General features: G+C 33.2%; 18 protein-coding genes. 12 read left to right on the top strand and 6 right to left on the bottom strand.

The window, feature by feature from the left end; genetic code table 11:
- Nucleotides 1-9: 9 nt before the first annotated feature.
- Entirely contained in the window at nt 10-309 is a 300-nt protein-coding gene (hpf, locus tag EV196_RS16180) for a ribosome hibernation-promoting factor, HPF/YfiA family (protein ID WP_132218821.1), read from the bottom strand.
- Between the two features lie 160 nt (nt 310-469).
- On the opposite strand from hpf, the gene EV196_RS16175 reads away from it, so the two are divergent.
- The 11 genes from EV196_RS16175 to EV196_RS16125 all read left to right on the top strand — a co-directional run bounded on the left by EV196_RS16175 (nt 470) and on the right by EV196_RS16125 (nt 14,533).
- Nucleotides 470-1,048 (top strand): non-canonical purine NTP diphosphatase, encoded by a 579-nt coding sequence (locus tag EV196_RS16175; RefSeq protein WP_132218820.1) that lies wholly within the window; start codon nt 470-472, stop codon nt 1,046-1,048.
- A gap of 63 nt (nt 1,049-1,111) precedes the next feature.
- A complete protein-coding gene (locus tag EV196_RS16170) occupies nt 1,112-3,331 on the top strand; it encodes a RelA/SpoT family protein (protein ID WP_132218819.1) in 2,220 nt (739 codons plus the stop codon).
- A gap of 26 nt (nt 3,332-3,357) precedes the next feature.
- Nucleotides 3,358-3,810 (top strand): Fur family transcriptional regulator, encoded by a 453-nt coding sequence (locus tag EV196_RS16165; RefSeq protein WP_132218818.1) that lies wholly within the window; start codon nt 3,358-3,360, stop codon nt 3,808-3,810.
- Between the two features lie 12 nt (nt 3,811-3,822).
- Nucleotides 3,823-5,100, top strand: a complete 1,278-nt coding sequence (locus EV196_RS16160; protein WP_132218817.1) for an adenylosuccinate synthase — start codon at nt 3,823-3,825, stop codon at nt 5,098-5,100.
- Between the two features lie 108 nt (nt 5,101-5,208).
- Nucleotides 5,209-6,939: an OstA-like protein gene (locus EV196_RS16155; protein ID WP_132218816.1), complete on the top strand. Its 1,731-nt coding sequence runs from the start codon at nt 5,209-5,211 to the stop codon at nt 6,937-6,939.
- Between the two features lie 36 nt (nt 6,940-6,975).
- Nucleotides 6,976-8,157, top strand: a complete 1,182-nt coding sequence (locus EV196_RS16150; protein ID WP_132218815.1) for an aspartate aminotransferase family protein — start codon at nt 6,976-6,978, stop codon at nt 8,155-8,157.
- A gap of 159 nt (nt 8,158-8,316) precedes the next feature.
- A complete protein-coding gene (locus EV196_RS16145; protein ID WP_132218814.1) occupies nt 8,317-9,705 on the top strand; it encodes a tetratricopeptide repeat protein in 1,389 nt (462 codons plus the stop codon).
- A 52-nt stretch (nt 9,706-9,757) separates the two neighbouring features.
- Nucleotides 9,758-10,678, top strand: a complete 921-nt coding sequence (locus EV196_RS16140; protein ID WP_132218813.1) for a DUF368 domain-containing protein — start codon at nt 9,758-9,760, stop codon at nt 10,676-10,678.
- Nucleotides 10,678-11,697 carry a DUF368 domain-containing protein gene (locus tag EV196_RS16135; RefSeq protein WP_132218812.1) on the top strand — a complete coding sequence of 340 codons (1,020 nt, stop codon included), beginning with the start codon at nt 10,678-10,680 and terminating at the stop codon, nt 11,695-11,697. The genes EV196_RS16140 and EV196_RS16135 overlap by 1 nt, the downstream gene beginning before the upstream one ends.
- The gene (locus EV196_RS16130; protein WP_132218811.1) at nt 11,690-12,430 is read left to right on the top strand and encodes a shikimate dehydrogenase family protein; all 741 of its coding nucleotides are present in this window, start codon (nt 11,690-11,692) and stop codon (nt 12,428-12,430) included. Before EV196_RS16135 ends, EV196_RS16130 begins: the two co-directional genes overlap by 8 nt.
- A gap of 105 nt (nt 12,431-12,535) precedes the next feature.
- Entirely contained in the window at nt 12,536-14,533 is a 1,998-nt protein-coding gene (locus EV196_RS16125) for a DUF349 domain-containing protein (RefSeq protein WP_132218810.1), read from the top strand.
- A 53-nt stretch (nt 14,534-14,586) separates the two neighbouring features.
- Here the strand turns inward: EV196_RS16125 and EV196_RS16120 are convergent, their stop codons facing one another.
- Together EV196_RS16120 and mazG are read right to left on the bottom strand one after the other, a co-directional pair.
- A complete protein-coding gene (locus EV196_RS16120; protein WP_165876184.1) occupies nt 14,587-16,731 on the bottom strand; it encodes an Ig-like domain-containing protein in 2,145 nt (714 codons plus the stop codon).
- An 81-nt stretch (nt 16,732-16,812) separates the two neighbouring features.
- Entirely contained in the window at nt 16,813-17,586 is a 774-nt protein-coding gene (gene mazG, locus EV196_RS16115) for a nucleoside triphosphate pyrophosphohydrolase (protein WP_132218808.1), read from the bottom strand.
- A 984-nt stretch (nt 17,587-18,570) separates the two neighbouring features.
- Between mazG and EV196_RS16110 the strand changes: the two genes are divergently transcribed.
- A complete protein-coding gene (locus tag EV196_RS16110) occupies nt 18,571-19,365 on the top strand; it encodes a cation transporter (RefSeq protein WP_132218807.1) in 795 nt (264 codons plus the stop codon).
- Nucleotides 19,366-19,709: 344 nt separating this feature from the next.
- Here EV196_RS16110 and EV196_RS16105 read toward each other — a convergent pair whose 3' ends face one another.
- The 3 genes from EV196_RS16105 to EV196_RS16095 form a co-directional block, all read right to left on the bottom strand.
- Nucleotides 19,710-21,980 carry an aconitate hydratase gene (locus tag EV196_RS16105; RefSeq protein WP_132218806.1) on the bottom strand — a complete coding sequence of 757 codons (2,271 nt, stop codon included), beginning with the start codon at nt 21,978-21,980 and terminating at the stop codon, nt 19,710-19,712.
- A gap of 200 nt (nt 21,981-22,180) precedes the next feature.
- Nucleotides 22,181-24,958, bottom strand: a complete 2,778-nt coding sequence (locus tag EV196_RS16100; RefSeq protein ID WP_132218805.1) for a bifunctional aconitate hydratase 2/2-methylisocitrate dehydratase — start codon at nt 24,956-24,958, stop codon at nt 22,181-22,183.
- 277 nt (nt 24,959-25,235) lie between these two features.
- On the bottom strand, nt 25,236-26,189 hold the full coding sequence (locus EV196_RS16095; protein WP_132218804.1) for an AAA family ATPase: 954 nt from the start codon (nt 26,187-26,189) through the stop codon (nt 25,236-25,238).
- Nucleotide 26,190: the final 1 nt, after the last annotated feature.

The following is a 26,190-nucleotide window of genomic DNA, read 5'->3' as shown; positions in this document are numbered from 1 at the left end:
TTAATTGATTTAATGAGTTTTAAAAACCTCTTTTCGTTTGCCTAATTGGCGCTCCAAATCACTAATAGTTTCTCTAACGGCTACTTCAAAGTTTTTTTCAGTAGAAGTAGCAAAAATTCTAGGCCCTGGTAAACTTAATTCTATATTACATATTTTACCTGTTTCATGTTTATTTTCATCTTGCTTAAAATATACAGTGGCACTTATTAAAAATTCATATTTGTTGAATAGTTTTTCTAACTTTTCTTCTGTGAAAGCTGATAATGTTTCACTTACATCGACTCCTACGTATTGAAAATTTACTGTCATAATAATTACTTTTTTATTAATTTATCGTGATGTAAATTACATTATTTTTAATAAAATCTTCATATTTTAATCATAAAAAAAGTTAAAATATTTACGTATATAAATTCATCTTGAAAATTTTATAATAGTATTTTTGAAATCAATTTTACATCATACTTATATGCAAATCGTTTTCGCTACCAATAATTTAAACAAGCTTAAAGAAGTACAAGCTTTAATACCTAACTACATTAAACTACTCAGTTTAAAGGATATTGAATGCTTTGAAGACGTTCCTGAAACTCAAAACACTATTGAAGGGAACGCTATTCAAAAAGCAACTTATATTAAAGAAAATTATGGATACGATTGTTTTGCCGATGATACTGGGTTGGAAGTTGAGGCTTTAAACGGTGAACCTGGTGTGTTTTCTGCACGTTATGCTGGTGAACAACGCAGTGATGAAGACAATATGAAAAAAATATTAGAAGCCATAAAAAGCAATTCAAATAGAAACGCTCAATTTAAAACAGTTATTTGTTTACAGCTAAACAACAAACAGTACACTTTTGAAGGTATTTGCAAAGGTGAAATTACAAAAACAAAACAAGGCGAAAATGGTTTTGGATACGATCCTGTTTTTAAACCCCACGGTTATGATAAAACATTTGCAGAAATGGACTTAAGCTTAAAAAACAGTGTGGGACACCGAGGAAAAGCAGTATCGCAACTCGTTACTTTTTTAAATTCTCAATCTTAAATAATCATTATAAAATTTAACAATACTATTGGTTGTTAATATTCTTTATGTTACTTTTAAATTATGACAGAGGAAGCTATTGAAAAAGAAAATGCCGCCATAACCAAAGCCTACAAAGAGTTATTAAAAGTTAGTTACACCACGTTAACTGATGATGATAAAAAACTAATTCGTAAGGCTTTTGAAGTTGCTGTAGACGGGCATAAAAATCAGCGCAGAAAATCTGGTGAAGCTTACATATTTCACCCCATTGCTGTTGCCAAAATTGTTGCGCAAGAAATTGGCTTAGATGCTACATCTATTGCCGCGGCATTACTGCATGATGTAGTTGAAGACAGTCCTGATTACGACATTGCCGATATTGAAAACCAATTTGGAAAAACCGTAGCAACCATTGTAGATGGGCTTACCAAAATATCTTCATTAAGTAAAGAAAAGGACATGAACGTGTCTTTGCAAGCTGAAAATTTCAGGAAAATGCTGCTTACGCTGAATGATGATGTACGTGTAATTATTATAAAAATTGCAGACCGTTTGCATAATATGCAGACTATGGACTCGATGCGTTCAGACAAACAAGAAAAAATTGCTTCTGAAACCTTATATATTTATTCACCTTTAGCACATAGAATTGGACTTTATAACATAAAAACCCAACTTGAAGACTTAAGTTTAAAATATACAGAACCCGATGTTTATAATGATATTTTATTCAAAATAAAGGAAAGCAAGGAAGAACAAGATCTATATATATCTCAATTTAGTGAAGTTATAAAAAATTCATTAGATAAAGAGAATTTAGCATATACCATTAAAGGACGCCCAAAATCTATCTTTTCCATCAGAAAAAAAATGCTTAAACAAGGCGTTTCTTTTGATGAAGTGTACGATAAATTTGCTGTTAGAATTATATATGCAAGCGATCCTTCAACTGAAAAATTCTTAGCTTGGAAAATTTATTCTATTGTAACAGATCATTTTAGACCGAACCCTATCCGATTGCGCGATTGGATTTCTTCACCAAAATCTACAGGTTATGAAGCCCTGCATATTACCGTAATGGGACCAAAAGGCCGTTGGGTTGAAGTGCAGATACGCAGTGAGCGCATGAACGAAATTGCCGAAAAAGGCTATGCAGCTCACTACAAATACAAACAAGAAGGCGAAAAAGAAGATAATTTAGAAAATTGGATCAACAAATTACAAGAGGCATTGGAAAACCCAGAAACCAATGCGGTAGATTTCGTTGAACAATTCAAACTCAATTTATACTCAAAAGAAATTTTTGTTTTTACACCTGCGGGTGAATTAAAATCGCTCCCAAAAGGTGCTACTTCTTTAGATTTTGCATTTAATATTCATACTGAAGTAGGTATGAAAACCCGTGGAGCAAAAGTAAATGGCAAATTAGTACCCTTAAACCATGTTCTGGAAAGTGGCGACCAAGTAGATATTTTAACTTCAGAAAGTGCAAAACCAAACCCAAACTGGCTAGATTATGCAACTACGGCCAGAGCCCGAACCAAAATAAAATCCGCTTTAAGAGAAGATAAAAAACGCATTGCTGAAGAAGGAAAAGAAATACTGCGCCGTAAATTAAAACAACTAAAAGTAAACCTTAATGAAGCATCGGTAAACGAATTAGTAAACTTTTTTAAACTAAAAACCAGTTTAGATTTATTTTACAGAGTTGGTATTGGCACCATAGACAACAACATGCTTAAAGATTACGCATCGTCTAGAAGCAATGCTTTAATGAGTTTTATTAAAAGTAAAATCTCCAGAAAAACTACCGTTAAAAAAGAGGAAATTGAAAGAGATGAAATTACCACTAATTACGATTCGTTAGTTTTTGGAAAAGAGGAAGAAAAACTTGATTACAAACTATCAAGTTGCTGCAACCCAATACCCGGCGATGATGTTTTTGGCTTTTTAACAGTTTCTGAAGGCATTAAAGTCCATAAAAAAAATTGTCCCAATGCATTAAGTTTACAATCTAATTATGCTTACAGGATCATGCAAGCAAAATGGGCCGACTCTTCGCAACAAGAGTTTTCCGCTCAAATTAAAATCACGGGTATAGACCACATAGGCTTAGTTAACGATGTTACTAAAGTAATTTCTGAAAACATGCACGTAAACATGAAAAGTATTAGTTTTGAGAGTGACGGCGGTTTGTTTTCGGGAAAAATTAATCTGGTAGTTAAAAATAATACCCTATTAAAAAAGCTATTAGATAAACTTAAAAAAATTAATGGTATCGATAAGGTTACTAGAGTGTAAAAAAAGTGTAAATTTGCCACGAAATTATGAATGAAAGCGCAGAAACTAAAAATCAAGAGATAGTAAAAACAGTTTTTACTAACTTTTTAGAGAATAACGGGCATAGAAAAACACCCGAAAGATACGCTATACTACAAGAAATTTATAATAATAAAGAACACTTTGATATAGAATCGTTATATCTGAGCATGAAAAATAAAAAGTATCGTGTATCTAGAGCAACACTTTACAACACTATAGAATTACTTCTTGATTGCAAATTGGTTAGAAAACACCAATTTGGACAAAACCAAGCACATTACGAAAAATCGTATTTTGACAGACAACACGACCATGTCATATTAACAGATACTGGCGAAGTTATCGAGTTTTGCGACCCAAGAATTCAATCTATAAAAAAAACCATCGAAGAAATTTTCGATATAGAAATTAATAATCATTCACTTTATTTCTACGGAAATAGAAAATCAACTAAATAACTTTTTTTTACAATGGCAGTAGATTTACTACTTGGACTACAATGGGGAGACGAAGGCAAAGGGAAAATTGTTGACGTACTTACTTCAAACTACAACATTATTGCACGTTTTCAAGGTGGTCCAAATGCAGGACACACACTCGTTTTTAACGGGAAAAAACATGTATTACATACTATTCCATCAGGAATTTTTCATGATGATACTACCAATTTAGTTGGTAACGGTGTTGTAATAGATCCTGTAATTTTTAAAGGGGAATTGGATAAACTTGAAGCACAAGATGTAGATTATAGAAAGTCTTTAGTTATTTCTCGCAAAGCACACATTATTTTACCAACGCATCGTTTATTGGATGCTGCTAGTGAAGCTTCAAAAGGAAAAGCTAAAATTGGTTCTACACTAAAAGGTATTGGTCCCACTTACATGGATAAAACTGGTAGAAATGGTCTTCGTATTGGTGATTTAGAACTAAGCGATTGGAAAGAACGTTACAGAGCATTGGCTGATAAGCACGAAAGTATGATTGCTTTTTACAATGTGGATATTGAATACAACTTATCTGAATTAGAAACTGAATTTTTTAAAGCTATTGAAGTTTTAAAAACATTAAAATTTATCGATTCTGAAGAATTTATATACCAAGCACAAAAATCTGGACAAACCATTCTTGCTGAAGGTGCTCAAGGCTCATTATTAGATATCGATTTTGGAACCTATCCATTCGTAACATCTAGTAACACAACTGCTGCTGGTGCTTGTACTGGTTTAGGTGTTGCACCAAACCAAATAGGCGAAGTTTTTGGTATTTTCAAAGCATACACTACCCGTGTTGGTTCTGGTCCCTTCCCTACTGAATTATTTGATGAAGATGGCGCGACCATGAGTCGTGTGGGTCAAGAATTTGGTGCCACCACAGGAAGAGCAAGACGTTGTGGCTGGTTAGATTTAGTAGCCTTAAAATACGCTTGTCAAGTAAACGGTGTGACACAATTAATGATGATGAAAGGTGATGTGCTTTCTGGTTTTAATACCTTAAAAGTATGTACCGCTTATAAATATAAAGGTGAAGTTATTTCACATTTTCCTTACAACATCGAACCAGAAAATGTAGAGCCAATTTACACCGAAGTAGATGGTTGGAAAGAAGATTTAACACAAATGTCTGAAGGTTCTCAAATGCCTAAAGCATTAAACGATTATATTGAGTTTCTAGAAAAAGAACTTGAAATCCCTATCACGATCGTTTCTGTTGGACCAGATAGAAAACAGACAATTTTTAGAAAAAAATAAATATTACTAAATATATTTAAAAACGCTCCAAAATTATTTGGAGCGTTTTTTGTTCCAATACAATTATACATCATAATTATCGTTATTTTTGTCACAAACTTTTAGAACTTGAACAAACAAATTATATATATCATATTGCTTTTTTTCTCATTTTCAACAGATATTATTTATTCTCAAGAAAAAAAGAAAATACAAATAGAATATGCTGGTAGATTAGATATTGATGAAGCCAATTATCCAGGAGCAAAAATTCTAACTCGTGATGAAATGCAACAAGTGCATATTATGCAAGGGAGCATTAATATGTGGAGTGATAAAGCCATTTATTATAGTGAAGAAAATTTTATTGAAGCTTACGGCAATGTGAAACTGGTTGAAGGTGACACCATTCATATGAGCTCTAAGTATATTGAATATAGCGGTATTACACAATTAGCGTTTGCTAGTGGTGAGGTGGTGTTAAAAGACCCAAATTCAACTATTTCTTCAGACACTTTGTACTATGACCGCGTAAAACAACAAGCTTTTTATAAAAGTGGAGGTACCGTTGTTAAAGATACTTCTGGAACTATTACCAGCAAGTTAGGACGCTATTTTATGCAAGAAAAGAAATATCAGTTTGTAGACGATGTGGTTTTAGTAAACAAAGATGCCACCATCAATTCCAATTATTTCGATTTTTATTCCGATACGGGTTATGCCTATTTATTTGGACCATCAACCATTAAAACAACTGAAAGTAAAACCTATACCGAAAAAGGGTTTTATGATACAAAAAACAAAAATGGTTATGCCGTTAACAAATCTGAAATTCATTATAACAATCGCATCATTGTTGGCGATAGCATTTATTTTGATGACTCAAAAAAATTTGCATCGGCAACCAATAATGTTAAAGTAACCGACACCATAAATCATAGTATTGCAAAAGGGCATTATGCTGAAGTTTTTAAAGCCCAAGACTCCTTGTTTATTATCAAACGTGCATTAGTAGCAACAAAACAAGAAAATGATTCCATTTATATGCATGCCGATAAAATAATGATGACTGGTAAACCCGAAAACCGTATTGTTAGAGCGTATTATAAAGCTAAAATTTATAAATCGGATTTAAGTGGTAAAGCAGATTCTATCCATTCTGACCAAAAAACGGGTATTACCAAATTAATAAATTTAGCACGTTTATCATCTACAGATGTGTTTTCAACCAAAAGAAGACCCATCATGTGGAATGTTGAAAACCAAATGACAGGTGATACAATTCACCTAATTTCTAATCCTAAAACCGAAAAATTAGATTCGTTATTGGTATTTAATAATGCTTTCATCATTAGCAAAGACACCATCAGCAAAACGGGATTCAATCAAATTTTTGGCATAAAATTAACGGGGCTGTTTAATGATGATAACAAATTACGACAAGTCAATATCGATAAAAATGCCGAATCTATATTTTATGCTAGGAACGAAGACCAAGAGCTTATAGGAATAGACAAAGCCAGATCTGGCAGTATTTCCATTCTTTTTGCCGATGGAGATATAGAGGAATACACAAGAATTAACCAAGTGGATGGTAATTTATATCCAGAATCCAAATATCCGGAAAAAGAAAAGCTTTTAAAAGGTTTCGATTGGCGTGAAGATGAACGCCCACTTAGTGTTGAAGATTTATTTAAAGAGGACGAACCTTTTGAATTGCCTGTTATAAAAGGTTTAGAAGATTATGTGCCTCAAGAAAATTTCTTTGATGCAGAGTTACTCGAACGGGTAAAACTTGCAGGACAAGGGGTTCTGGTAAATAAAGCAGCTCAAAATATTCCAGAAGCACAACCTGAATAAGAAATTCAAAGTCTAATTAAGGGATCAAATACGAAAATGAAATCCGATTTCTATAAATACCAAACCCAAACTTCTCCACATCCGTTAGCTATGGAAGTTTCCCATGCCAACGGAAGTTATATTTACGATACCAATAATAAAGCTTATTTAGATTTTGTTGCAGGTGTTTCTGCAACACCTTTAGGACATAATCACCCAAAAGTAATCAAAGCGATTAAAGAGCAATTAGACAAGTATTTACATGTTATGGTTTATGGTGAATACATTCAAAAACCAGCTGTAGAACTCGCTAAATTATTGGCTAACAATCTGCCCTATCCTCTAGAAAACACGTATTTAGTAAATTCTGGAACCGAAGCCATTGAAGGTGCTTTAAAATTAGCTAAACGCGCCACCGGTAGAATTGAAATTATTTCAGCAAACAACGCCTATCATGGAAACACAATGGGTTCCATGAGCGTAATGGGCTATGAAGAACGCAAACAAGCTTTTAGACCGTTAATTCCAGATGTCCGTTTTATTACATTTAATAATGAAGAAGATTTAAACCTTATTACCACAAAAACAGCAGGTGTTATTTTAGAAACCATACAAGGCGGAGCAGGCTTTATTCAACCAGAAAATGGCTATTTAGAAAAAGTTAGAAAAAGATGTGATGAAGTAGGCGCTATTTTAATTTTAGATGAAATTCAACCAGGAATTGGCAGAACAGGAAAACTTTTTGGTTTTGAAAATTACAACTGCATTCCGGATATTTTAGTTATGGGAAAAGGTTTGGGCGGCGGCATGCCTATTGGAGCTTTCACTGCATCTACCAAATTAATGAATTTACTTCAAGACAATCCAAAACTTGGTCACATCACAACCTTTGGAGGGCATCCCGTAATTGCTGCTTCAGCACTTGCTACTTTAAAAGAAATAACAGAAAGTAATTTAATGGCACAAGCCCTAGAAAAAGAACAATTATTCCGCAAACTTTTAGTGCATCCTTTAATTAAAGATATTCGAGGAATAGGTCTCATGCTTGCCATCATCACCCCTTCTGCCGATATAACAAATACAGTAATTTTACAGAGTCAAGACAAAGGTTTAATACTTTTCTGGTTGCTTTTTGAACCTAAAGCCGTAAGAATCACACCCCCTTTAACCATCTCAAACAAAGAAATTATTGAAGGTTGCAGTATTATTATTGATATTTTAAATAAAATTCAAAAATAAAAATAATTACAAAACACACTGATAATCAACCACCTAAACTCTGTTATTAATACAATAACTAAAACTGTTGATTACTTTGTTAAAAACATTTGAGTTTTACGACTAATAAAAAGAAATAGAAGCTTAAATTTAATCAAGTAGAACTTTACAAATGTGCTTATGGAGTTTAGTCATGATGACAATAACGATTTACCATTAACCAAGTTTGAATCGATGCTAAAAACTAATCATGTTTTATTCTTCGATTCTGAAGAATTTGAAAACATCATTCACCACTATCTTAATCAAGGTAAAATTGCTTTAGCTAAAAAAGCGATAAAACTTGGTTTAGATCAGCATCCTACATCTATAAATCTGAGACTTTTTAAGGTTGAAATTTATGTTTTTGAAGATAAACTAATTGAGGCAGATAGGCTGTTGAATGAACTTTATAATTTAGACCCAATGAATGAAGAAATATACATTCAGAAGGCTAATATATTTTCAAAAAAAGATGACCACGAACAAGCTATTCAAGTATTAAAAAAAGCCTTAGAACTAACAGATGATGTTGTAGATCTATATTCTCTAATTGGTATGGAATACTTGTTTTTAGATCAATTTGAAGAAGCTAAAGACTTTTTTATGAAGTGTTTAGAGGAAGACACAGAAGATTACTCGGCTCTATACAACATCATATATTGCTTTGAATTCTTAAACCAAACGGAAGAAGCTATTGAATATTTAAACAGCTTTTTAGATAAAAATCCGTATTGTGAAGTCGCTTGGCATCAATTAGGAATACAATACTACAAACTTAAAAATTATAAAAAAGCATTAGCAGCATTTGATTTTGCAATCATTTCAGACGATACATTTGTTGGCGCCTATATTGAACGCGGCAAAGTACTGGAAAAACTAAAACGTTTTGAAGAAGCTATAGAAAATTACAGCATAACTTTACAATTGGACGAACCAACATCGTTTGCACTGTTACGCATTGGTTTTTGTTACGAAAAATTAAGGAATGATGATTTAGCCGTTCAATATTTCTACAAAACAGTACATGAAGACCCCTTATTGGATAAAGGTTGGATTGCCATTACCCGTTATTATAATCGAAAAAAGAATTATCAAAAAGCATTATATTATATTAACAAGGCCATAAATATTGATGCGGAAAATGTAACCTATTGGAAATTATATTCTCAAATAAACCAACGTTTAAACCTTTTTGAAGAAGCCGAACGTGGATTCAAAAAAACTTTGGAACTTGGTAATTTTGAACTAAACACTTGGTTGTCTCGTGGCGATTTGTTGATAAAATTAGGCGAACCTGAAGCTGCTGTTTCCAATTTTGAACAAGCTTTAGATTTCTATCCTGAAAATGCTGAAATTGAATACCGTCTTGCTGGCTTAAATTTTTCTTTAAATGAAACTGATAAAGGCATATTTCATTTAAAAAACGGATTACGTTACAACGAGGAATACACCTTTATAATAGATGAACTTTTCCCTGAAGTTGCGAATAAAATACTAGTTAAAAATTTACTAAAAACAAATCAATAGTCTTACGTCACACTAAAATCCATACCTTTGGTTTCAGTTTAAAAATCAAACTATGCAAAGACGTTTTAAAGACTATGCCGTTATTTCACTAAAAGGCTTAGCTATGGGTGCTGCAGATGCAGTTCCAGGAGTTTCAGGAGGCACCATCGCCTTTATTTCCGGTATTTATGAAGAATTGGTTTCAACAATAAGTAACATAAATGCATCACTTTTTAAAACACTATTCAACAAAGGATTCAATGCGTTTTGGAAACAAGCCAATGCTAATTTTATTTTAGCGCTTTTAAGTGGTATCATAATTAGCTATATTTCTTTCATGAAACTTGCTAAATATTTGCTAGAAAATCATCCCGTACTCATTTGGTCTTTCTTTTTCGGTTTAATTATAGCCAGTATTTATTTTGTAGGCAAACAAATAACAAAGTGGAATCTACCCGTTATCATTGCTTTTGTAATCGGTACATTGGCAGCATTTTATATTACTATGCTTCCAGCACTTTCTACCAGCAATAACGATTATTTCCTGTTTTTTGCAGGAGCTATTGCTATATGTGCTATGATTTTGCCTGGTATTTCAGGTTCTTTTATTTTGATAATTTTAGGAGCATATAAAACCTTAAGCGATGCCATTCATGATGTAGATGTAAAAAAAATTGCCTTATTCGTTGCAGGTGCTGTTATTGGTTTACTAAGCTTTAGCCATGTTTTAAAATGGCTATTTAAACACTATCATAATATCACATTAGCTTTGCTAACAGGGTTTATTTTGGGATCCTTAAACAAAGTATGGCCATGGAAAAAAACCTTAACTTGGCATATCGATTCTAAAGGTCTTAAAAGTCCATTACTTCAAGAAAGTGTTTCTCCTTTTACATTTGATGGCGATAGTAAGCTTCTATTTGCACTAATTTTAGTGATTCTCGGATTTTTAACTATTTTTATTCTTGAGAAAGTAGGTTCTAAAAAAGAATAATGGAAAGCACCAGAACACTTAAAGACAAATTATTTCTAATCTTGAAAGGATTAGGAATGGGTGCTGCAAATAAAGTACCTGGTGTTTCTGGTGGTGTGGTTGCTTTTGTTGCTGGTTTTTACGAAGAATTTATTTATTCCCTTAAAAAAGTAAATGGGAAAGCTTTTAAATTGCTTGTTAACGGGCGGTTTAAAAGCTTTTACAAATATATAAACGGGCGGTTTTTAAGCTTACTGCTTTTTGGAATGGTTGTTAGCTATTTTAGTATTTCAAAAGTATTGGATTACTTTATTAAACACTATGAATTATATATATGGAGTGTTTTCTTCGGAATGATTATCGGTTCCATTTATTACATCAACAAAGATTTTAAAGATTGGAATTATAAAACCTATACATCGCTGGCACTAGGTATTTTAGCTGGCCTTAGTATTAGTTTTTTAAATCCTGCAAAAGAAAACGACAATCTTTTGTTTGTCTTTTTTTGTGGTATTATAAGTGTTTCGGGCATGACGCTTCCAGGTTTTTCCGGTTCGTTCATCCTCATCCTACTTGGGAATTACGTGTTGCTTTTAGTAGATTCCGTTAATGCTTTATCCGATACTTTTTATGAAATTCTAAGTGGTGATTTTGGATTTATCAACAATCATGAACGTATTAGGATGCTTAAAGTCCTTGTTGTTTTTACTCTAGGCTCTGTAACTGGTTTAGTAACCTTTTCTCATATTTTAAGCTATATTTTAAAACATTATAAAAGCATTACACTTTCGGCTATTATTGGGTTTATAATTGGCTCTTTAGGCGTGGTGTGGCCTTGGAAAAACACTATTTATAAACTAACGGATAACGGTACAGCCATCCTAGATTCTACTGGTTCCAAAGTCGTTTTAAATTACGAACGTTATATTCCGCAGTTAAATACCGATACTTATTACGCCATCGCTTTTATTTTTCTTGGAATTGCTATAGTTTTGGCACTTGAATATTACGGACAAAAAACCAGAAAAGTGAATGAATAAACTAGGCCTTTTAGGAAAAAACATATCCTACTCTTTTTCAAGAGCATACTTTAAAGAAAAATTTGAGAACGAAGGCATTACAGATACCGAATACGGAAATTTCGATATAGAAACCATCGATTTATTTCCTTCAATTATCAAAAACACCGAAAATTTAAAAGGTTTAAACGTTACCATTCCATATAAGGAAGTAGTGTTGCCTTTTCTTGATAAAATAAATAAAAAAGCGAAAGCTATTGGAGCTGTAAACACCATTAAAATAACAAAGAAAGGTAAATTGGTTGGCTATAATACTGATTGTTATGGGTTTAAAAAAACATTAAAACCCTATTTAAAATCGCATCATAAAAGTGCTTTAATTTTGGGCACAGGTGGCGCTAGCAAAGCGATTGCTTATACCTTTAAAGAATTAGGCATTCCTTACCATTATGTGTCCAGAAAACAATCTGAAGGTATTAGTTTTACTTACGATTCAATTACTGAAACGGATGTGAAAAATCATCAAATCATAATAAATAGCACGCCCTTAGGCACCTTTCCAAATATAGAAGAATGCCCGAATATTCCTTACACTGCTATTACAAGTAACCATATTTTATTCGATTTAATTTATAACCCTGAAGAAACCAAATTTTTAAGATTGGGTAAAGCGCAGGGAGCGACAACCATTAATGGACTAAATATGTTAAAATTACAAGCCGAAAAAGCTTGGGCTATTTGGAAATTATATTAATTACGACACTTAAAGCATTAAAACAACCTTTAGTACTTTGTAAATAATAGACTTGTTAGTATCTTTAAACTCTAAAGTAATTTAAGGAACCCTAACATTTTTAAAATGTCTGATATAAACAACCTGCCTAAAGCAGAAGGAGAAGAAGTTAACAAGAATGTGAATCATTCTGAAAACCTTTCGGAAGAAAATAAATCGGTAGAAACCAAACCATCTGAAACTTTAGATACACCACTTGTTTCTGAAGAAAAATCTATTGTTACAAATGAAAGTTCTATTGCAGATACTGATAATTCAAACAACAATAACGACGAAGTTTTAAATGAAATTGAAGATTCTAATGCTGAAGACGCTGAAGATGAAGGCAATAAAGAAAGACACACCATTGAACTAAAGGCTTATGACACCATGTCGCTGGAAGCACTTGCCATTGAATTGGAACGGCTTGTTAGAAACGAAAAAGTTCAAGCAATAAAATCGCATGTAGAAGGGATTAATAATGAGTTTAAAGATAAATTTCAAGCCTTATTAGACGATAAAAAAGAAGAATTTTTAAATGATGGCGGTAATGAAATAGACTTTTATTATGTGTCTCCAGTGCAAAAACGATATAAGGAAGCTTATAACGAATACCGAAAAAAACTAAACGAACACTACCAGAGTTTAGAAAAAAACTTAAAGCAAAATTTAGCCGATAAACTTGAAATTATTGAAGAATTAAAAGGCTTAATTAATCTTGAAGAAAACATAAACACCACTTACAAACACTTTAAAGAATTACAGGAACGTTGGAGAACAACGGGTCCTATTCCGCGAGACAAATACAACAATGCATGGAATAGTTACCACCACCATGTAGAAATTTTTTACGATTTTTTACACTTAAATAGAGATCTGCGCGATTTAGATTTTAAGCATAATTTAGAACGTAAATTATTAATCATTGATCGTGCAGAAGAATTAGCCGAAGATGATAACGTTATGCGCGCCTTTAGAGAATTACAGGAACTTCATAAAATGTGGAAAGAGGAATTAGGTCCTGTAGATAAAGAATATAGAGAAATTATTTGGGATAAATTTAAAGCAGCAACCAAAAAAATTAACGATAAACGCCAAGTTTACTACCAAGATATTGATAAAGTTTATGAAAAAAACTTAGAGAAAAAGCTTGAACTTATTGAAGGTATAAATGCCATAAACGCTCAAAACACGAACTCACATAACGCATGGCAAAAGAAAATTAAGGAAATTGAAGATTTAAGAGAACAATTTTTTAGCATTGGAAAAGTGCCTCGAGATGTTAACGAAAGTACTTGGGCTAAATTTAAAGAATCTGTAAGAACTTTTAACAGACAAAAAAATGCCTTTTACAAAGACCTTAAAAAAGACCAATACACTAATCTTCAAAAAAAATTAGAATTAATTAAAATTGCTGAAGATAACAAAGACAGTGATGACTTTGAGGTTACTACGGCCTTGATGAAAAAAATCCAGAACGACTGGAAAAAAATTGGGCATGTACCTCGCAAAGACAGCGATAAAATTTGGAAACGTTTTAAAGCGGCTTGTAATTTCTATTTCGATAAACTACATGCTACACGAAATGCCGCTAATAAAGAAAGCTTAGATGCTTTTAATAGTAAACTAGCACTTTTAGACGCTTTAAAAGATTTAAAACCTGTTGGTGATAAAGAAAAAGATGTTGAAAGCGTAAAAGACTATATAAATAAATGGAAAGATTTAGGAAGAGTTCCCAATGATAAACGTTATATAGAAGGTAAATTTAACAAAGCCATTGAAGACCATTTATCAAGTTTAAAAATGGATAAAAATGAAGTAGAACTTATTAAGTTTGAAAACAAACTTGACACCATGAGTGCTGCTGATGATAATAGAGACTTAGACAACGAACGTTACTTTATTAGAAAAAAGATTGACGAAGTAAGAAGCCAAATCAATCAATTGGAAAATAATCTACAATTTTTCACCAATGTAAATGATGATAATCCGCTTGTAAAAGAAGTTCGCAATAATATAAAAGGACATAAAGATGCTCTAAAATTATGGAAGGAAAAACTTAGTATGATTAAAGATCATTATTAAACAGAAAACTAATATTATATTAAAAACTTAGGGAAACCTAAGTTTTTTTTATGCTATCTAACCAAACTAAAATGCCCTCGATACCTTCTAATCTTTCCAGATGGTTCCACTAGTTCTGCAACAAACCAATAGTCTGAAGCTACTAATGGAATGCCATGTAATGTGCCATCCCATGTACCGTTTTCACCACCAATTTGTTTAATCAATTTTCCGTATCTGTCAAAAACACTTACAACAGATGCATTGGTAAAGTCGGTTCCAAATCCTTTAATACGCCAAACATCATTAAAACCATCATTATTTGGTGTAAAAAACTTCGGAAAACCGAGAATAAACACTTCAAATGGTACTACTCCGCATCCATTTTTATCTTTTATATAAATAGTGTGGACACCATCACTTACTCTATCGAAAAACGGTTCATCTCTATAAACTCCATTAATGTCATCTAGAGTAAATTCATAATCACCAATACCTAAATTACTATCTATAGAAATGCTATTATTTTCAGAATTCTCAATAACAGTAATATTTTCATTAGAAATTAAAGCTAAATCAGATTCCTTTACTAAAACCGATAAAGTAGTCTCACAGCTGTTAGCTGATGTTGCAATTACAGTGTATGTACCTCCTGCATCAACTTCAACGTACGGTAAATCACTCACAACTTGCCCTGTATCGTTTTTCCATTGATACGTATATATTCCCTGCGCATTAAATGTGCTTAAAACAATGGGGCTTCCCACACAATAAATTATTGGAGCGTTTGTTACTTCAAACTCTGGAACGGTATAAACATCCATAGTTATTGGAATTCTTGAACTTATACAGCCATTTAAAGATGCTTCAATATAAAAAGTTGTAGTTGTATTTAACCCTGAAACGGTATATGAATTTCCTGTTTGTAATAGAGAACCGCCTATAGGTTTATGATACCAATTAATAATTCCTGCCGATGCTGAAGCTAATAAATTTCCACTATTTGTACCACATACAAAACCATTGGTTACGTTGTCTATTACCGGTGTTTGTGTTACCGTAGCTTTAACAGCAATTCTATCTCCTGTTGCACACCCATTTAATGAAGCAACAACATAATAAGTGGCTGTTGCATTAACATTCAGAGTATATATATTACCTTTATGTAATTGTAATCCGCCTGTAGGCACATCAAACCATAAAACGTTACCTCCTTGCGATGCCTGAGCTTCTAAAGTAACCATTCCACCATCGCATATTGATGCCGATTTTGTGTTTTCAATAACTGTTGTGTATATATTTGTGCTTGCTGAAATATTTAATGGGGACTCACCTGGCATGCCTCCATATTCAACAATATACCCTTTAGGTTGATAATTACCGCTAAGTTCACCCGTATTACTTAGATCGTTCCAAGAACCAGTTATTCCAACACCAGGAGCCGTTACATGGGCATAATCCTCATCACCAGCTTGGTTTGGTTCATTAGTATTCCAAAATGAAAAATTGGAAGACGATCCATTTGACAAACCATTCCAGAAAATAGTGCCATTTTCTGGTCCTGTTACCCACTTCCAAACACCTTCAGTAGCAGCATCACTACCTCCAATCCAACCGGCACCGGCTGCTTGTTTTCCGCTTAGTTGAGCCTCATCTGCAGATGTTATAGTTGCTAAATAACCTTGCCATCCATAATAAAACCTGCTTTCAGCTGCCACTTTAGCATCTGTCCATGTTATACCCAAAGCTGGTACATATTCATAATAATGCCCTGTTGATGGCAAAAAATTAGCATCGCTTATCGTTATTGAAAAGGTTTTATCTGTTGGAGTATTACTGGTACTTTGAAAAACAATATCTTTTATTGCTGCTATTACATCTAGGTAACTAACAGGTCCATAGGCTAAACCTCTTATTGTAAGCTTACCTTCTAATGCACTCCAAGAAGTGATTACGTTTGGATGTGTCCCTAAAAGTATTAATGAATCCTCTCCAGAAATATAACCTGTGGAAATTTGAACATATAATGCCTCAATTAAGGAATCGTCTGGGTCTACAATATTGAAATCTGTAACAATATTAATTTGACTTTTTGGACAATAAGCTTGATTACCAGAAGCGGTTAATATGGGTGCTACATTTTGTGACCAACAAAAATGGCAAACAAGAAAAAAAAACACACTATTTGATATACTGAGGCTTTTAAAATGATTTTTCAAAAGTTGGATAATTTATCATATAAAGATAGCGTAAATTTAAATTTCCAAAAATATACTTGTTAAATTCTTATTTTAAACTGATTAAAGACTTTTAGCCTCTTCCCAAAACACATCCATTTCGGCTAGTGTCATGTCTTTTAATGGCTTATTGATAGCTTTTGCTTTTTCTTCTAAGTATTGAAAGCGTTTTGAGAATTTTTTATTGGTACGCTCTAAAGCATTTTCTGGGTTTATTTTTAAAAAGCGCGCATAGTTTACCATAGAAAATAACACATCGCCAAATTCACTTTCCATAGCTTTTTGATTGCCTTTTTTTATTTCCACTTTAAACTCGGCAAGTTCTTCCTCTACTTTTTCCCAAACTTGGTTAGGATGTTCCCAATCGAAACCTACGCCTGCAACTTTTTCTTGTATTCTGTTTGCTTTTACTAACGCTGGCAAACTATTTGGAACTCCTTCCAAAACACTGTTTTTACCTTCCTTTAGTTTTAAATTTTCCCAATTTCGTTTTACGTCATCTTCATTCTCCACTTTTACATCGCTATAAATATGTGGATGTCTGTTTATTAGTTTTTCACAAATACCATTACATACATCGGCAATATCAAAGTCGTTGGTTTCACTTCCAATTTTAGAATAAAACACAATATGTAGGAGTACATCACCTAATTCCTTTTTAACTTCCTCTAAATCATTATCTAAAATAGCATCACCTAGTTCGTAGGTTTCTTCAATGGTTAAATGGCGCAACGTTTCCATGGTTTGCTTTTTATCCCAAGGGCATTGGGCCCGCAATTCATCCATAATGGTTAATAATCTATCAAAAGCTTTTAGCTGATTTTCTCTGGTATTCATAAAAAAGTGTTTTGGTAAAAATACAATTTTGATACATTACTTCTTGATTATACATCTAAGAAAACCACTTGACTTTTTCAAATAAAAAGTCGAACTTAGTTTACTTGTGCTGAACTTGTTTCAGTAGCATTAGATATAAAAACATTAAAACGATTTCATATCAAGTCGTTGGTATTAATTTAAATGAAAGAAATCCTGAAATCAATAATTCGTCCAATTTTCTTTGGATTTTTATTTTACTTATTTATCCTTTTAGGATATAACTCTGATTTCATCTCTAATGACTGAATTCGAACTTGGACTGCAATAATAGCTGGAACTTTATTTATGTATTTAATTGTTTATGCAGTAATTAATAAAAAAGAGAGTTTTGGAATTAGCCTACTCGGATTTTATATTCCCCATATTTTATTTAGTATAGGCCTGCAGATTTTCCTAATTATTAATCAAATTTTCTTTACTGACCACGATAAAAATGAACCAAAATCCTTATTAGAAATAGAAAAGATTGAATTAGTTTCTAACCCAATAGATTGCAATAAAATAAAGTATGGCACTTTCGTAAATGGAATTGACACTATTATTCGATATTCAGAGAACAACAAAGATTATGAACTAATTAAGACTATTGGTTTTGAGGACAAACTCAATCGGATTAAATGGCTTGATAGTTGTTCCTACGTTAGAATTATTAATAAAGTTCTGTGACAAAACATATAAGATTAGCAAATATAAAAAACCATCAACATCATATGTATGAGAAACCAGCCATAACTCACAAAATGACAGAGGAAACATAAAAACATTTACTGAATTAAAAAACTAATGCCAACACAGTAAATAAAAAAATTGCTATTTTTAGCTTAACCAATGTTAACTGCTTTGTTTGCTTGCATCCAATTTTCCTTCGGAAAATCCTCGCACTAAACAATCAACTTTCTATATACATCAACGCTGGAGCTAATGCCCAAACTCAAAAACTGAATGAACAAAACAGTATTTAAAATTACTAAAATGGACTGTCCTTCAGAAGAAAATCTTATCCGAATGAAATTGGATGGAATTTCAAGTATTACGAATTTGGACTTTGACATTCCGAACCGAAAATTGACAGTTTTTCTCAGCGGAGAAATTGACCAAATCGAAAAGTCTGTTATCGAACTGAATTTAGGTGGAAAAAAAATATCAACGGAACACACCGAAAAAACGGATTTTGAGGAACATGCTAACCAACGAAAATTACTTTGGACAGTTCTCGGAATAAATTTTGCGTTTTTTATCATCGAAATGGCAACTGGTATAATTTCAAAATCAATGGGACTTGTTGCGGACAGTTTGGATATGTTAGCGGACAGTTTTGTTTATGGAATTAGCTTATTTGCTGTTGGAGGAACTCTAATTAAAAAAAAACGGATTGCAAAGCTTGCTGGCTATTTTCAAATCGTACTTGCTATTATTGGATTTGTAGAGATTTTGAGAAGATTTTTTGGACATGAAAATCTTCCAAATTTTAAGACAATGATTATTGTTTCAATTTTTGCCCTAGTCGCAAACGGAATTTGTTTGTATTTAATGCAAAAGTCTAAAAGCAAAGAAGAAGCACATATGAAAGCAAGTATGATTTTCACTTCAAATGACGTGATTATCAATTTAGGAGTTTTAACAGCAGGACTTTTAGTGAATTGGTTAAATTCTGGAAAACCTGATTTAATTATTGGAACAATTGTTTTTGTTTTAGTAATTCAAGGTGCATTTAGAATTCTGAAATTGAGTAAATAAAAGCACTAGCTATAACACTATTTACAATTAATATATAGTTATCAATTACTTACGAAAATCCTCGCGGATTCTATTTGGTTTGTATTTGCTAAATTAAGTGCTTAAACACGCCACTAATACATATAATTGTTAAACGAACCTTTCCAAAAAATAAAATTAACTATAGTTTAAAAACAGAAACTAGCAAATAAGTGCGTTAGGGATAGAAGTGGAAAGCCCACAGCGACGCAGGAGCGAGGACTTGTAACGAATAGCCCGACCCCTGTGGTAACGCCCAAACTATTCTATACAAACAAAAAATCCAGCTAGGGTGCTGGATTTTCTATTAATAATAAATGCATTAATTATGCATTGTTTTGCCTTTTTATTAAATTTAATGCAGATCCTGCATTATACCATTCTATCTGAGGTTGATTGTAGGTATGATTTAATTTGATAAGATCTTTACTTCCATCGGCATGAACTGCTTCCAATGTTAATTGTTTTCCTGGTGCAAAATCTTTTAAATCAATAAAATTGAAGGTATCATCTTCTTGAATTAAATCGTAATCTGCTTCATTAGCAAATGTTAATCCTAGCATCCCTTGTTTTTTAAGGTTTGTTTCATGAATACGTGCAAACGATTTTACAATAACTGCCGCAACACCTAAAAATCGAGGTTCCATAGCTGCATGTTCTCTCGAAGACCCTTCTCCATAATTATGATCGCCCACCACTATTGTTTTAATGTCTTTTGCTTTGTATTGACGCTGTACATCTGGCACACCACCGTACTCACCTGTTAATTGGTTTTTAACAAAGTTAGTTTTCTGGTTATATGCGTTTACTGCTCCAATTAAACAATTGTTTGAAATATTATCTAAATGCCCACGGAAACGTAACCATGGTCCCGCCATAGAAATATGGTCTGTTGTACATTTGCCAAATGCTTTTATTAATAATTTAGCGCCATTAATGGTGTTTCCTAATGGTTTAAAAGGCTCTAATAATTGCAATCTTTCTGAATCCTCAGCTACTTTTACTTGAACATGGCTACCATCGGCTTCTGGAGCTAAATACCCATTCTCTTTAACTTCAAAACCTTTAGGAGGTAATTCCCATCCTGTTGGTTCATCAAACATGACTTCTTCTCCTTTTTCATTGATAAGTTTATCTGTCATCGGGTTGAAATCTAAGCGTCCTGCAATAGCGATTGCTGCTGTAATTTCTGGTGAAGCTACAAAGGCATGTGTATTGGGATTTCCATCGGCACGTTTTGCAAAGTTTCTATTAAACGAATGGACAATGCTGTTTTTTGGTGCGTTTTTCGGGTCACTGTAACGTGCCCATTGCCCAATACATGGTCCACATGCATTCGTAAATATTTTAGCGTCTAATTTTTCAAACACTTGAAGAATTCCATCGCGTTCTGCCGTGTATCGAACTTGTTCAGAACCGGGATTAATACCTAATTCTGCTTTCATTTTAAGTCCTTTGTCTAATGCTTGTTGCGCAATGGAGGATGCACGTGATAAATCTTCATAAGATGAATTGGTACAAGACCCGATTAATCCCCACTCTACTGCTATTGGCCAATCGTTTGCTATTGCCTTTTCCTTTATATCTTTACCAACTGTTGAAGATAAATCTGGTGTAAAGGGTCCATTTAATAATGGTCCTAATTCAGATAAATTAATTTCAATAACTTGATCGAAATACTTTTCTGGCGAAGCATAAACTTCTGCATCTGCAGTTAAATAGTCTTTCACTTTATTAGCAGCTTCTGCTACATCAGTTCTATCGGTAGCACGTAAATAACGTTCCATAGATTCATCATAACCAAACGTAGAGGTTGTAGCACCAATTTCGGCACCCATATTGCAAATAGTTCCTTTACCTGTACAAGACATTGAAGTAGCACCAGGTCCAAAATATTCAACAATAGCACCGGTTCCTCCTTTTACAGTAAGAATTTCGGCTACTTTTAAAATCACATCTTTTGGAGCCGTCCAACCAGATAATTTACCTGTTAACTTCACTCCTATTAATTTTGGAAATTTCAATTCCCAAGCCATACCTGCCATAACATCTACCGCATCGGCACCACCAACACCAATGGCAACCATACCTAAACCACCTGCGTTCACGGTATGTGAATCGGTACCAATCATCATCCCGCCCGGAAATGCATAATTTTCTAAAACTACTTGGTGGATAATACCTGCTCCTGGTTTCCAGAAACCAATACCATATTTATTGGATACAGACTCTAAGAAGTTAAATACTTCGCTACTTACACTGTTTGCGTGTTTTAAATCGACTGCAGCACCATCTTTCGCTTGAATTAAGTGATCGCAATGTACCGTTGTAGGTACTGCCACCTTAGTTTTTCCTGCTTGCATAAATTGCAATAATGCCATTTGCGCTGTAGCATCTTGACATGCAATTCTATCTGGAGCAAAATCTACATAATCTTTACCTCTTTCAAATGTTTTTGTAGGATTACCATCCCAAAGGTGATTGTATAATATTTTTTCAGATAAAGTTAATGGTTTGCCAACAATTTTTCGGGCAACATCTACGCGTTCTTTCATTCTTGCGTAAACTTCTTTAATCATATCAATGTCAAATGCCATAGTTTTTTATTTTTTCTATTTAATCAACACAAGATACAAAATAATAGGACGGCTTAAAAAATTGATTTCTAGTTTTAATAATTTTTAACAATATGAATCAATAAATCATCCAAATATTACTGAAAAAAATTCTTTAAAAGGGAAATAAAAAAGCCCGAGTTATAAAACTCAGGCTTTTATTATTCTTGTGCGATATAAAATTACATTACTAATAATTTACTTGAAGGTTTAAACTTGGTTAAGTTAATGCCGACTACTGCCGCTTGATACTCCGCTAAATTAGGTGTTCTACCTAATACTGTAGATAAAACAACAACGGGAGTTGATGATAATAAAGATTCCCCTTTTTTCTCGCTAGAATCTTTTACTACTCTTCCTTGGAATAAACGTGTAGAGGTCGCCATAACCGTATCTCCAGGTTCTGCTTTTTCTTGGTTACCCATACATAAATTACAACCTGGACGCTCCAAATACAACATATTTTCATATTTAGTACGCGCTAATCCTTTAGGCTCGTTGTCATCAAATTCAAAACCTGAATATTTTTGTAATACTTCCCAATCGCCTTCGGCTTTCAATTCATCAACAATATTGTAGGTTGGAGGTGCGACAACAAGTGGTGCTTTAAATTCAACTTTACCATGTTGTGCCTCAATATTTTTCAACATTTGAGCTAATATTTTCATATCGCCTTTGTGAACCATACAAGATCCTACAAATCCTAAATCTACTTTTTTAGTACCTCCATAAAACGATAATGGTCTAATAGTATCATGTGTATAACGTTTAGAAACATCTTCGTTATTTACATCTGGATCTGCAATCATTGGTTCTTCAATTTTATCAAGATCAATAACCACTTCTGCAAAATACTTCGCGTTTGCATCTGGAGTTAATGCTGGTTTTTCGCCAGATTTAATTTCAGCAATTCGCTTGTTGGCAATGGCAATCAATCCTTTAAGAACTTGCAATTTATTATCCATGCCCTTATCTATCATGATTTGGATTCTATCTTTTGCAATCTCTAAAGATTCTATTAAAGTAGCATCTTCAGAAATACAGATCGATGCTTTAGCTTTCATTTCTGCAGTCCAATCTGTAAACGTAAATGCCTGATCTGCTGTAAGTGTTCCTAAATGAACTTCAATAATTCTACCTTGGAATACATTATCTCCACCAAATTGTGAAAGCATTTGAGATTGCGTTGCATGCACCACATCACGGAAATCCATATAATCTTTCATAGTTCCTTTGAACGTTACTTTTACAGATTGGGGAATTGGCATGGTAGCTTCACCTGTAGCAAGTGCTAAAGCAACAGTTCCAGAATCGGCACCAAAAGCAACACCTTTAGACATTCTTGTATGAGAATCTCCTCCTATGATTATAGCCCAATCATCAACCGTAATATCATTCAAAACTTTATGAATTACATCGGTCATCGCATGATATTTTCCATCTGGATCGCGCGCTGTGATTAATCCGAAATCGTTCATAAACTTCATTAACTTTGGAATATTAGCCTTCGACTTGTTATCCCAAACAGAAGCTGTATGACAACCCGATTGATATGCACCATCTACAATTGGAGAAATGATTGTAGCAGCCATCATTTCCAATTCTTGAGACGTCATTAATCCCGTAGTATCTTGCGACCCTACAATGTTTACTTCAACACGAACATCAGAACCTGCGTGTAAAATTTTACCCGGAGTTGTACCCACAGCGTTTTTATTGAATATTTTTTCAACAGCTGTTAATCCTTGTCCTTCCACAGAAATTTCTTTTGCAGTGGCATATACTTGAGGAATATCAATTCCTAAAACTTTAGCTGCAAATGTTTGTAATTTTTTACCAAAAACAACCGCATAAGAACCTCCTGCTTTTATAAACTCCACTTTTTGAGGTGTTAATGAAGTAGAAATATCAATTAACTCTTTACCGTCTTTGTATAGTTTTTTAGTTTTTGTATTGATGGTTAAAACCGTTCCCGTTTCCACAGAATAGGTTTGCTCTAAAATAGGCTCGCCATCTGCATTTACAACCGTATTTCCCTCAGCATCTTTTTGTTTTACCCAGTTTTTAAGGTCTATTCCTATACCGCCAGTAACACCAACAGTCGTTAAGAATATGGGAGAAATACCGTTAGTACCTGCAATAATTGGAGCTATATTGATAAAAGGCACATACGGACTCGCTTGAACACCTGTCCATAAAGCCACATTATTTACACCCGACATTCTAGAAGAACCAACTCCCATCGTTCCTTTTTCAGCGATTAACATAACACGCTTATCTGGATGTTTTTCTTTAAGAGCAGTAAGTGATTTCTGCATCTCTTTATTGTGCTCAAATAAACATTGGCCATGTAACTCACGATCTGATCTAGAATGCGCATCGGCACCTGGTGATAATAAATCTGTAGAAATATCGCCTTCGCCAGCAATAAAGGTTACGATTTCAATTTCTTCATCAATTTCTGGAAGTTTTGTAAAGAAGTCCGCTTGAGCATAGCTTTCAATAATTTCTTTAACAATAGCATTTCCTGCTTTGTAAGCATCTTCTAAACGTTTTGTATCGGCATCGTATAAAAACACTTGCGTTTTTAACACTTTTGCCGCTTCGGCAGTAATATCTGCATCATTTCCTAAAAGCAAATCAATTAACACTTTTATGGAAGGCCCACCTTTCATGTGAGATAATTGTTCGAATGCAAAAGCAGGTGTGATTTCTTCAACAACAGATTCACCAAGAATAATTTCTTTTAAAAATTCAGCTTTTACACCTGCAGCACTGGTTGTGCCTGGTAAGGTGTTGTAAATAAAAAAGTTTAGAGAATCTTTTCTGTTTGGATTACTTGAATCTTTAATTTGAGCGATAATCGCGCTTGTTAATTTAGCTCCATCAATAGGCTTAGGGTGTAACCCTTGAGCTTTTCTTTCTTCGATCTCCTTGATGTAATCTTCATAAATGTTCATATGGGAAAGTCTTTCGTTTTTTAGGCTTACTACAAAAATATGGCCTGTAAGACTACAGACCTTAATATTCATATTAAAAACCCTAATTATAGTTGTTAGTTTATTTTAAAAGTGATGCAAAATACTAAATAAATACAAAGTTTTGAAAATAAAACATGGAATGCAACATACAATAATACTAAATTATTATAGTACTATTATTTTTCAATATGATTTGTGTTTTTTTAATGAAATCAGTAAAAAAATGATGATTTAATAACGCTTTAACATAAAAGAATTAAAAAAGGCTATTTATAATTTTAATCTCTGAAATTCCTTCAGCTTCAGCTTTGTAGTTTTTAATAATTCTATGCCTTAAAATACTGTAAGCTACCGCTTGTACATTTTCAATATCTGGAGAAAATTTACCATGTATTGCTGCGTGTGTTTTAGCAGCTAAAATTAAGTTTTGTGAAGCTCTTGGGCCAGCACCCCAATCGATATAATTTTTAACCAAATCGTTTGCTGTATTGCCATTGGGTCTTGTTTTACCAACCATGGCTACAGCATATTCAATAACATTATCTGCTACAGGTATTCTTCTTATTAAATGTTGAAAATCTGTTATTTCTTTAGCCGAAAAAAGCGCATTAACCTTTACTTGTTTGTCTGTTGTAGTGGCTTTTACAACTTCCACTTCTTCTTGAAATGAAGGATAATCTAAATTGATAGCAAACATAAAACGGTCTAGTTGTGCTTCGGGTAACGGATAGGTTCCTTCTTGCTCAATGGGGTTTTGAGTTGCTAAAACAAAGTATGGTAATTCTAATTTATAATGATGTCCTGCTACAGTTACTGCGCGTTCTTGCATGGCTTCTAATAAAGCTGCTTGGGTTTTTGGCGGTGTTCTGTTAATCTCATCTGCCAAAATAATATTTGAAAAAATGGGACCTTTTATGAATTTAAAATGGCGGTCTTCATCTAAAATTTCACTACCAAGAATATCACTCGGCATTAAATCTGGGGTGAATTGAATACGTTTAAAATCGAGTCCTAGCGCCTGTGCAATGGTGTTTACCATTAATGTTTTTGCTAAACCTGGAACACCAATAAGTAGTGAATGTCCGCCAGAAAAAATAGAAATTAATATTTGATTTACTACGTCATCTTGACCAACAATAACTTTGGCAATTTCGGTTTTTAAATCTTTATATCTTTTTACAAATTGTTCAATCGCAGCTACATCGGACATA

It is taken from the genome of Mariniflexile fucanivorans, assembly GCF_004341235.1.
In the GTDB taxonomy this organism is placed as follows: Bacteria; Bacteroidota; Bacteroidia; order Flavobacteriales; family Flavobacteriaceae; genus Mariniflexile; species Mariniflexile fucanivorans.
Note: the sequence above shows the minus strand (reverse complement) of the source record. Positions and strands in the feature narration are given on the sequence as shown.

Bases quoted from the DNA above. Each gene is read 5' to 3' on its own strand.
- hpf (WP_132218821.1), bottom strand. From the start codon at position 309: ATGACAGTAAATTTTCAATACGTAGGAGTCGATGTAAGTGAAACATTA.
- EV196_RS16175 (WP_132218820.1), top strand. From the start codon at position 470: ATGCAAATCGTTTTCGCTACCAATAATTTAAACAAGCTTAAAGAAGTA.
- EV196_RS16170 (WP_132218819.1), top strand. From the start codon at position 1,112: ATGACAGAGGAAGCTATTGAAAAAGAAAATGCCGCCATAACCAAAGCC.
- EV196_RS16165 (WP_132218818.1), top strand. From the start codon at position 3,358: ATGAATGAAAGCGCAGAAACTAAAAATCAAGAGATAGTAAAAACAGTT.
- EV196_RS16160 (WP_132218817.1), top strand. From the start codon at position 3,823: ATGGCAGTAGATTTACTACTTGGACTACAATGGGGAGACGAAGGCAAA.
- EV196_RS16150 (WP_132218815.1), top strand. From the start codon at position 6,976: ATGAAATCCGATTTCTATAAATACCAAACCCAAACTTCTCCACATCCG.
- EV196_RS16145 (WP_132218814.1), top strand. From the start codon at position 8,317: ATGGAGTTTAGTCATGATGACAATAACGATTTACCATTAACCAAGTTT.
- EV196_RS16140 (WP_132218813.1), top strand. From the start codon at position 9,758: ATGCAAAGACGTTTTAAAGACTATGCCGTTATTTCACTAAAAGGCTTA.
- EV196_RS16135 (WP_132218812.1), top strand. From the start codon at position 10,678: ATGGAAAGCACCAGAACACTTAAAGACAAATTATTTCTAATCTTGAAA.
- EV196_RS16130 (WP_132218811.1), top strand. From the start codon at position 11,690: ATGAATAAACTAGGCCTTTTAGGAAAAAACATATCCTACTCTTTTTCA.
- EV196_RS16125 (WP_132218810.1), top strand. From the start codon at position 12,536: ATGTCTGATATAAACAACCTGCCTAAAGCAGAAGGAGAAGAAGTTAAC.
- mazG (WP_132218808.1), bottom strand. From the start codon at position 17,586: ATGAATACCAGAGAAAATCAGCTAAAAGCTTTTGATAGATTATTAACC.
- EV196_RS16110 (WP_132218807.1), top strand. From the start codon at position 18,571: ATGAACAAAACAGTATTTAAAATTACTAAAATGGACTGTCCTTCAGAA.
- EV196_RS16105 (WP_132218806.1), bottom strand. From the start codon at position 21,980: ATGGCATTTGACATTGATATGATTAAAGAAGTTTACGCAAGAATGAAA.
- EV196_RS16100 (WP_132218805.1), bottom strand. From the start codon at position 24,958: ATGAACATTTATGAAGATTACATCAAGGAGATCGAAGAAAGAAAAGCT.
- EV196_RS16095 (WP_132218804.1), bottom strand. From the start codon at position 26,189: ATGTCCGATGTAGCTGCGATTGAACAATTTGTAAAAAGATATAAAGAT.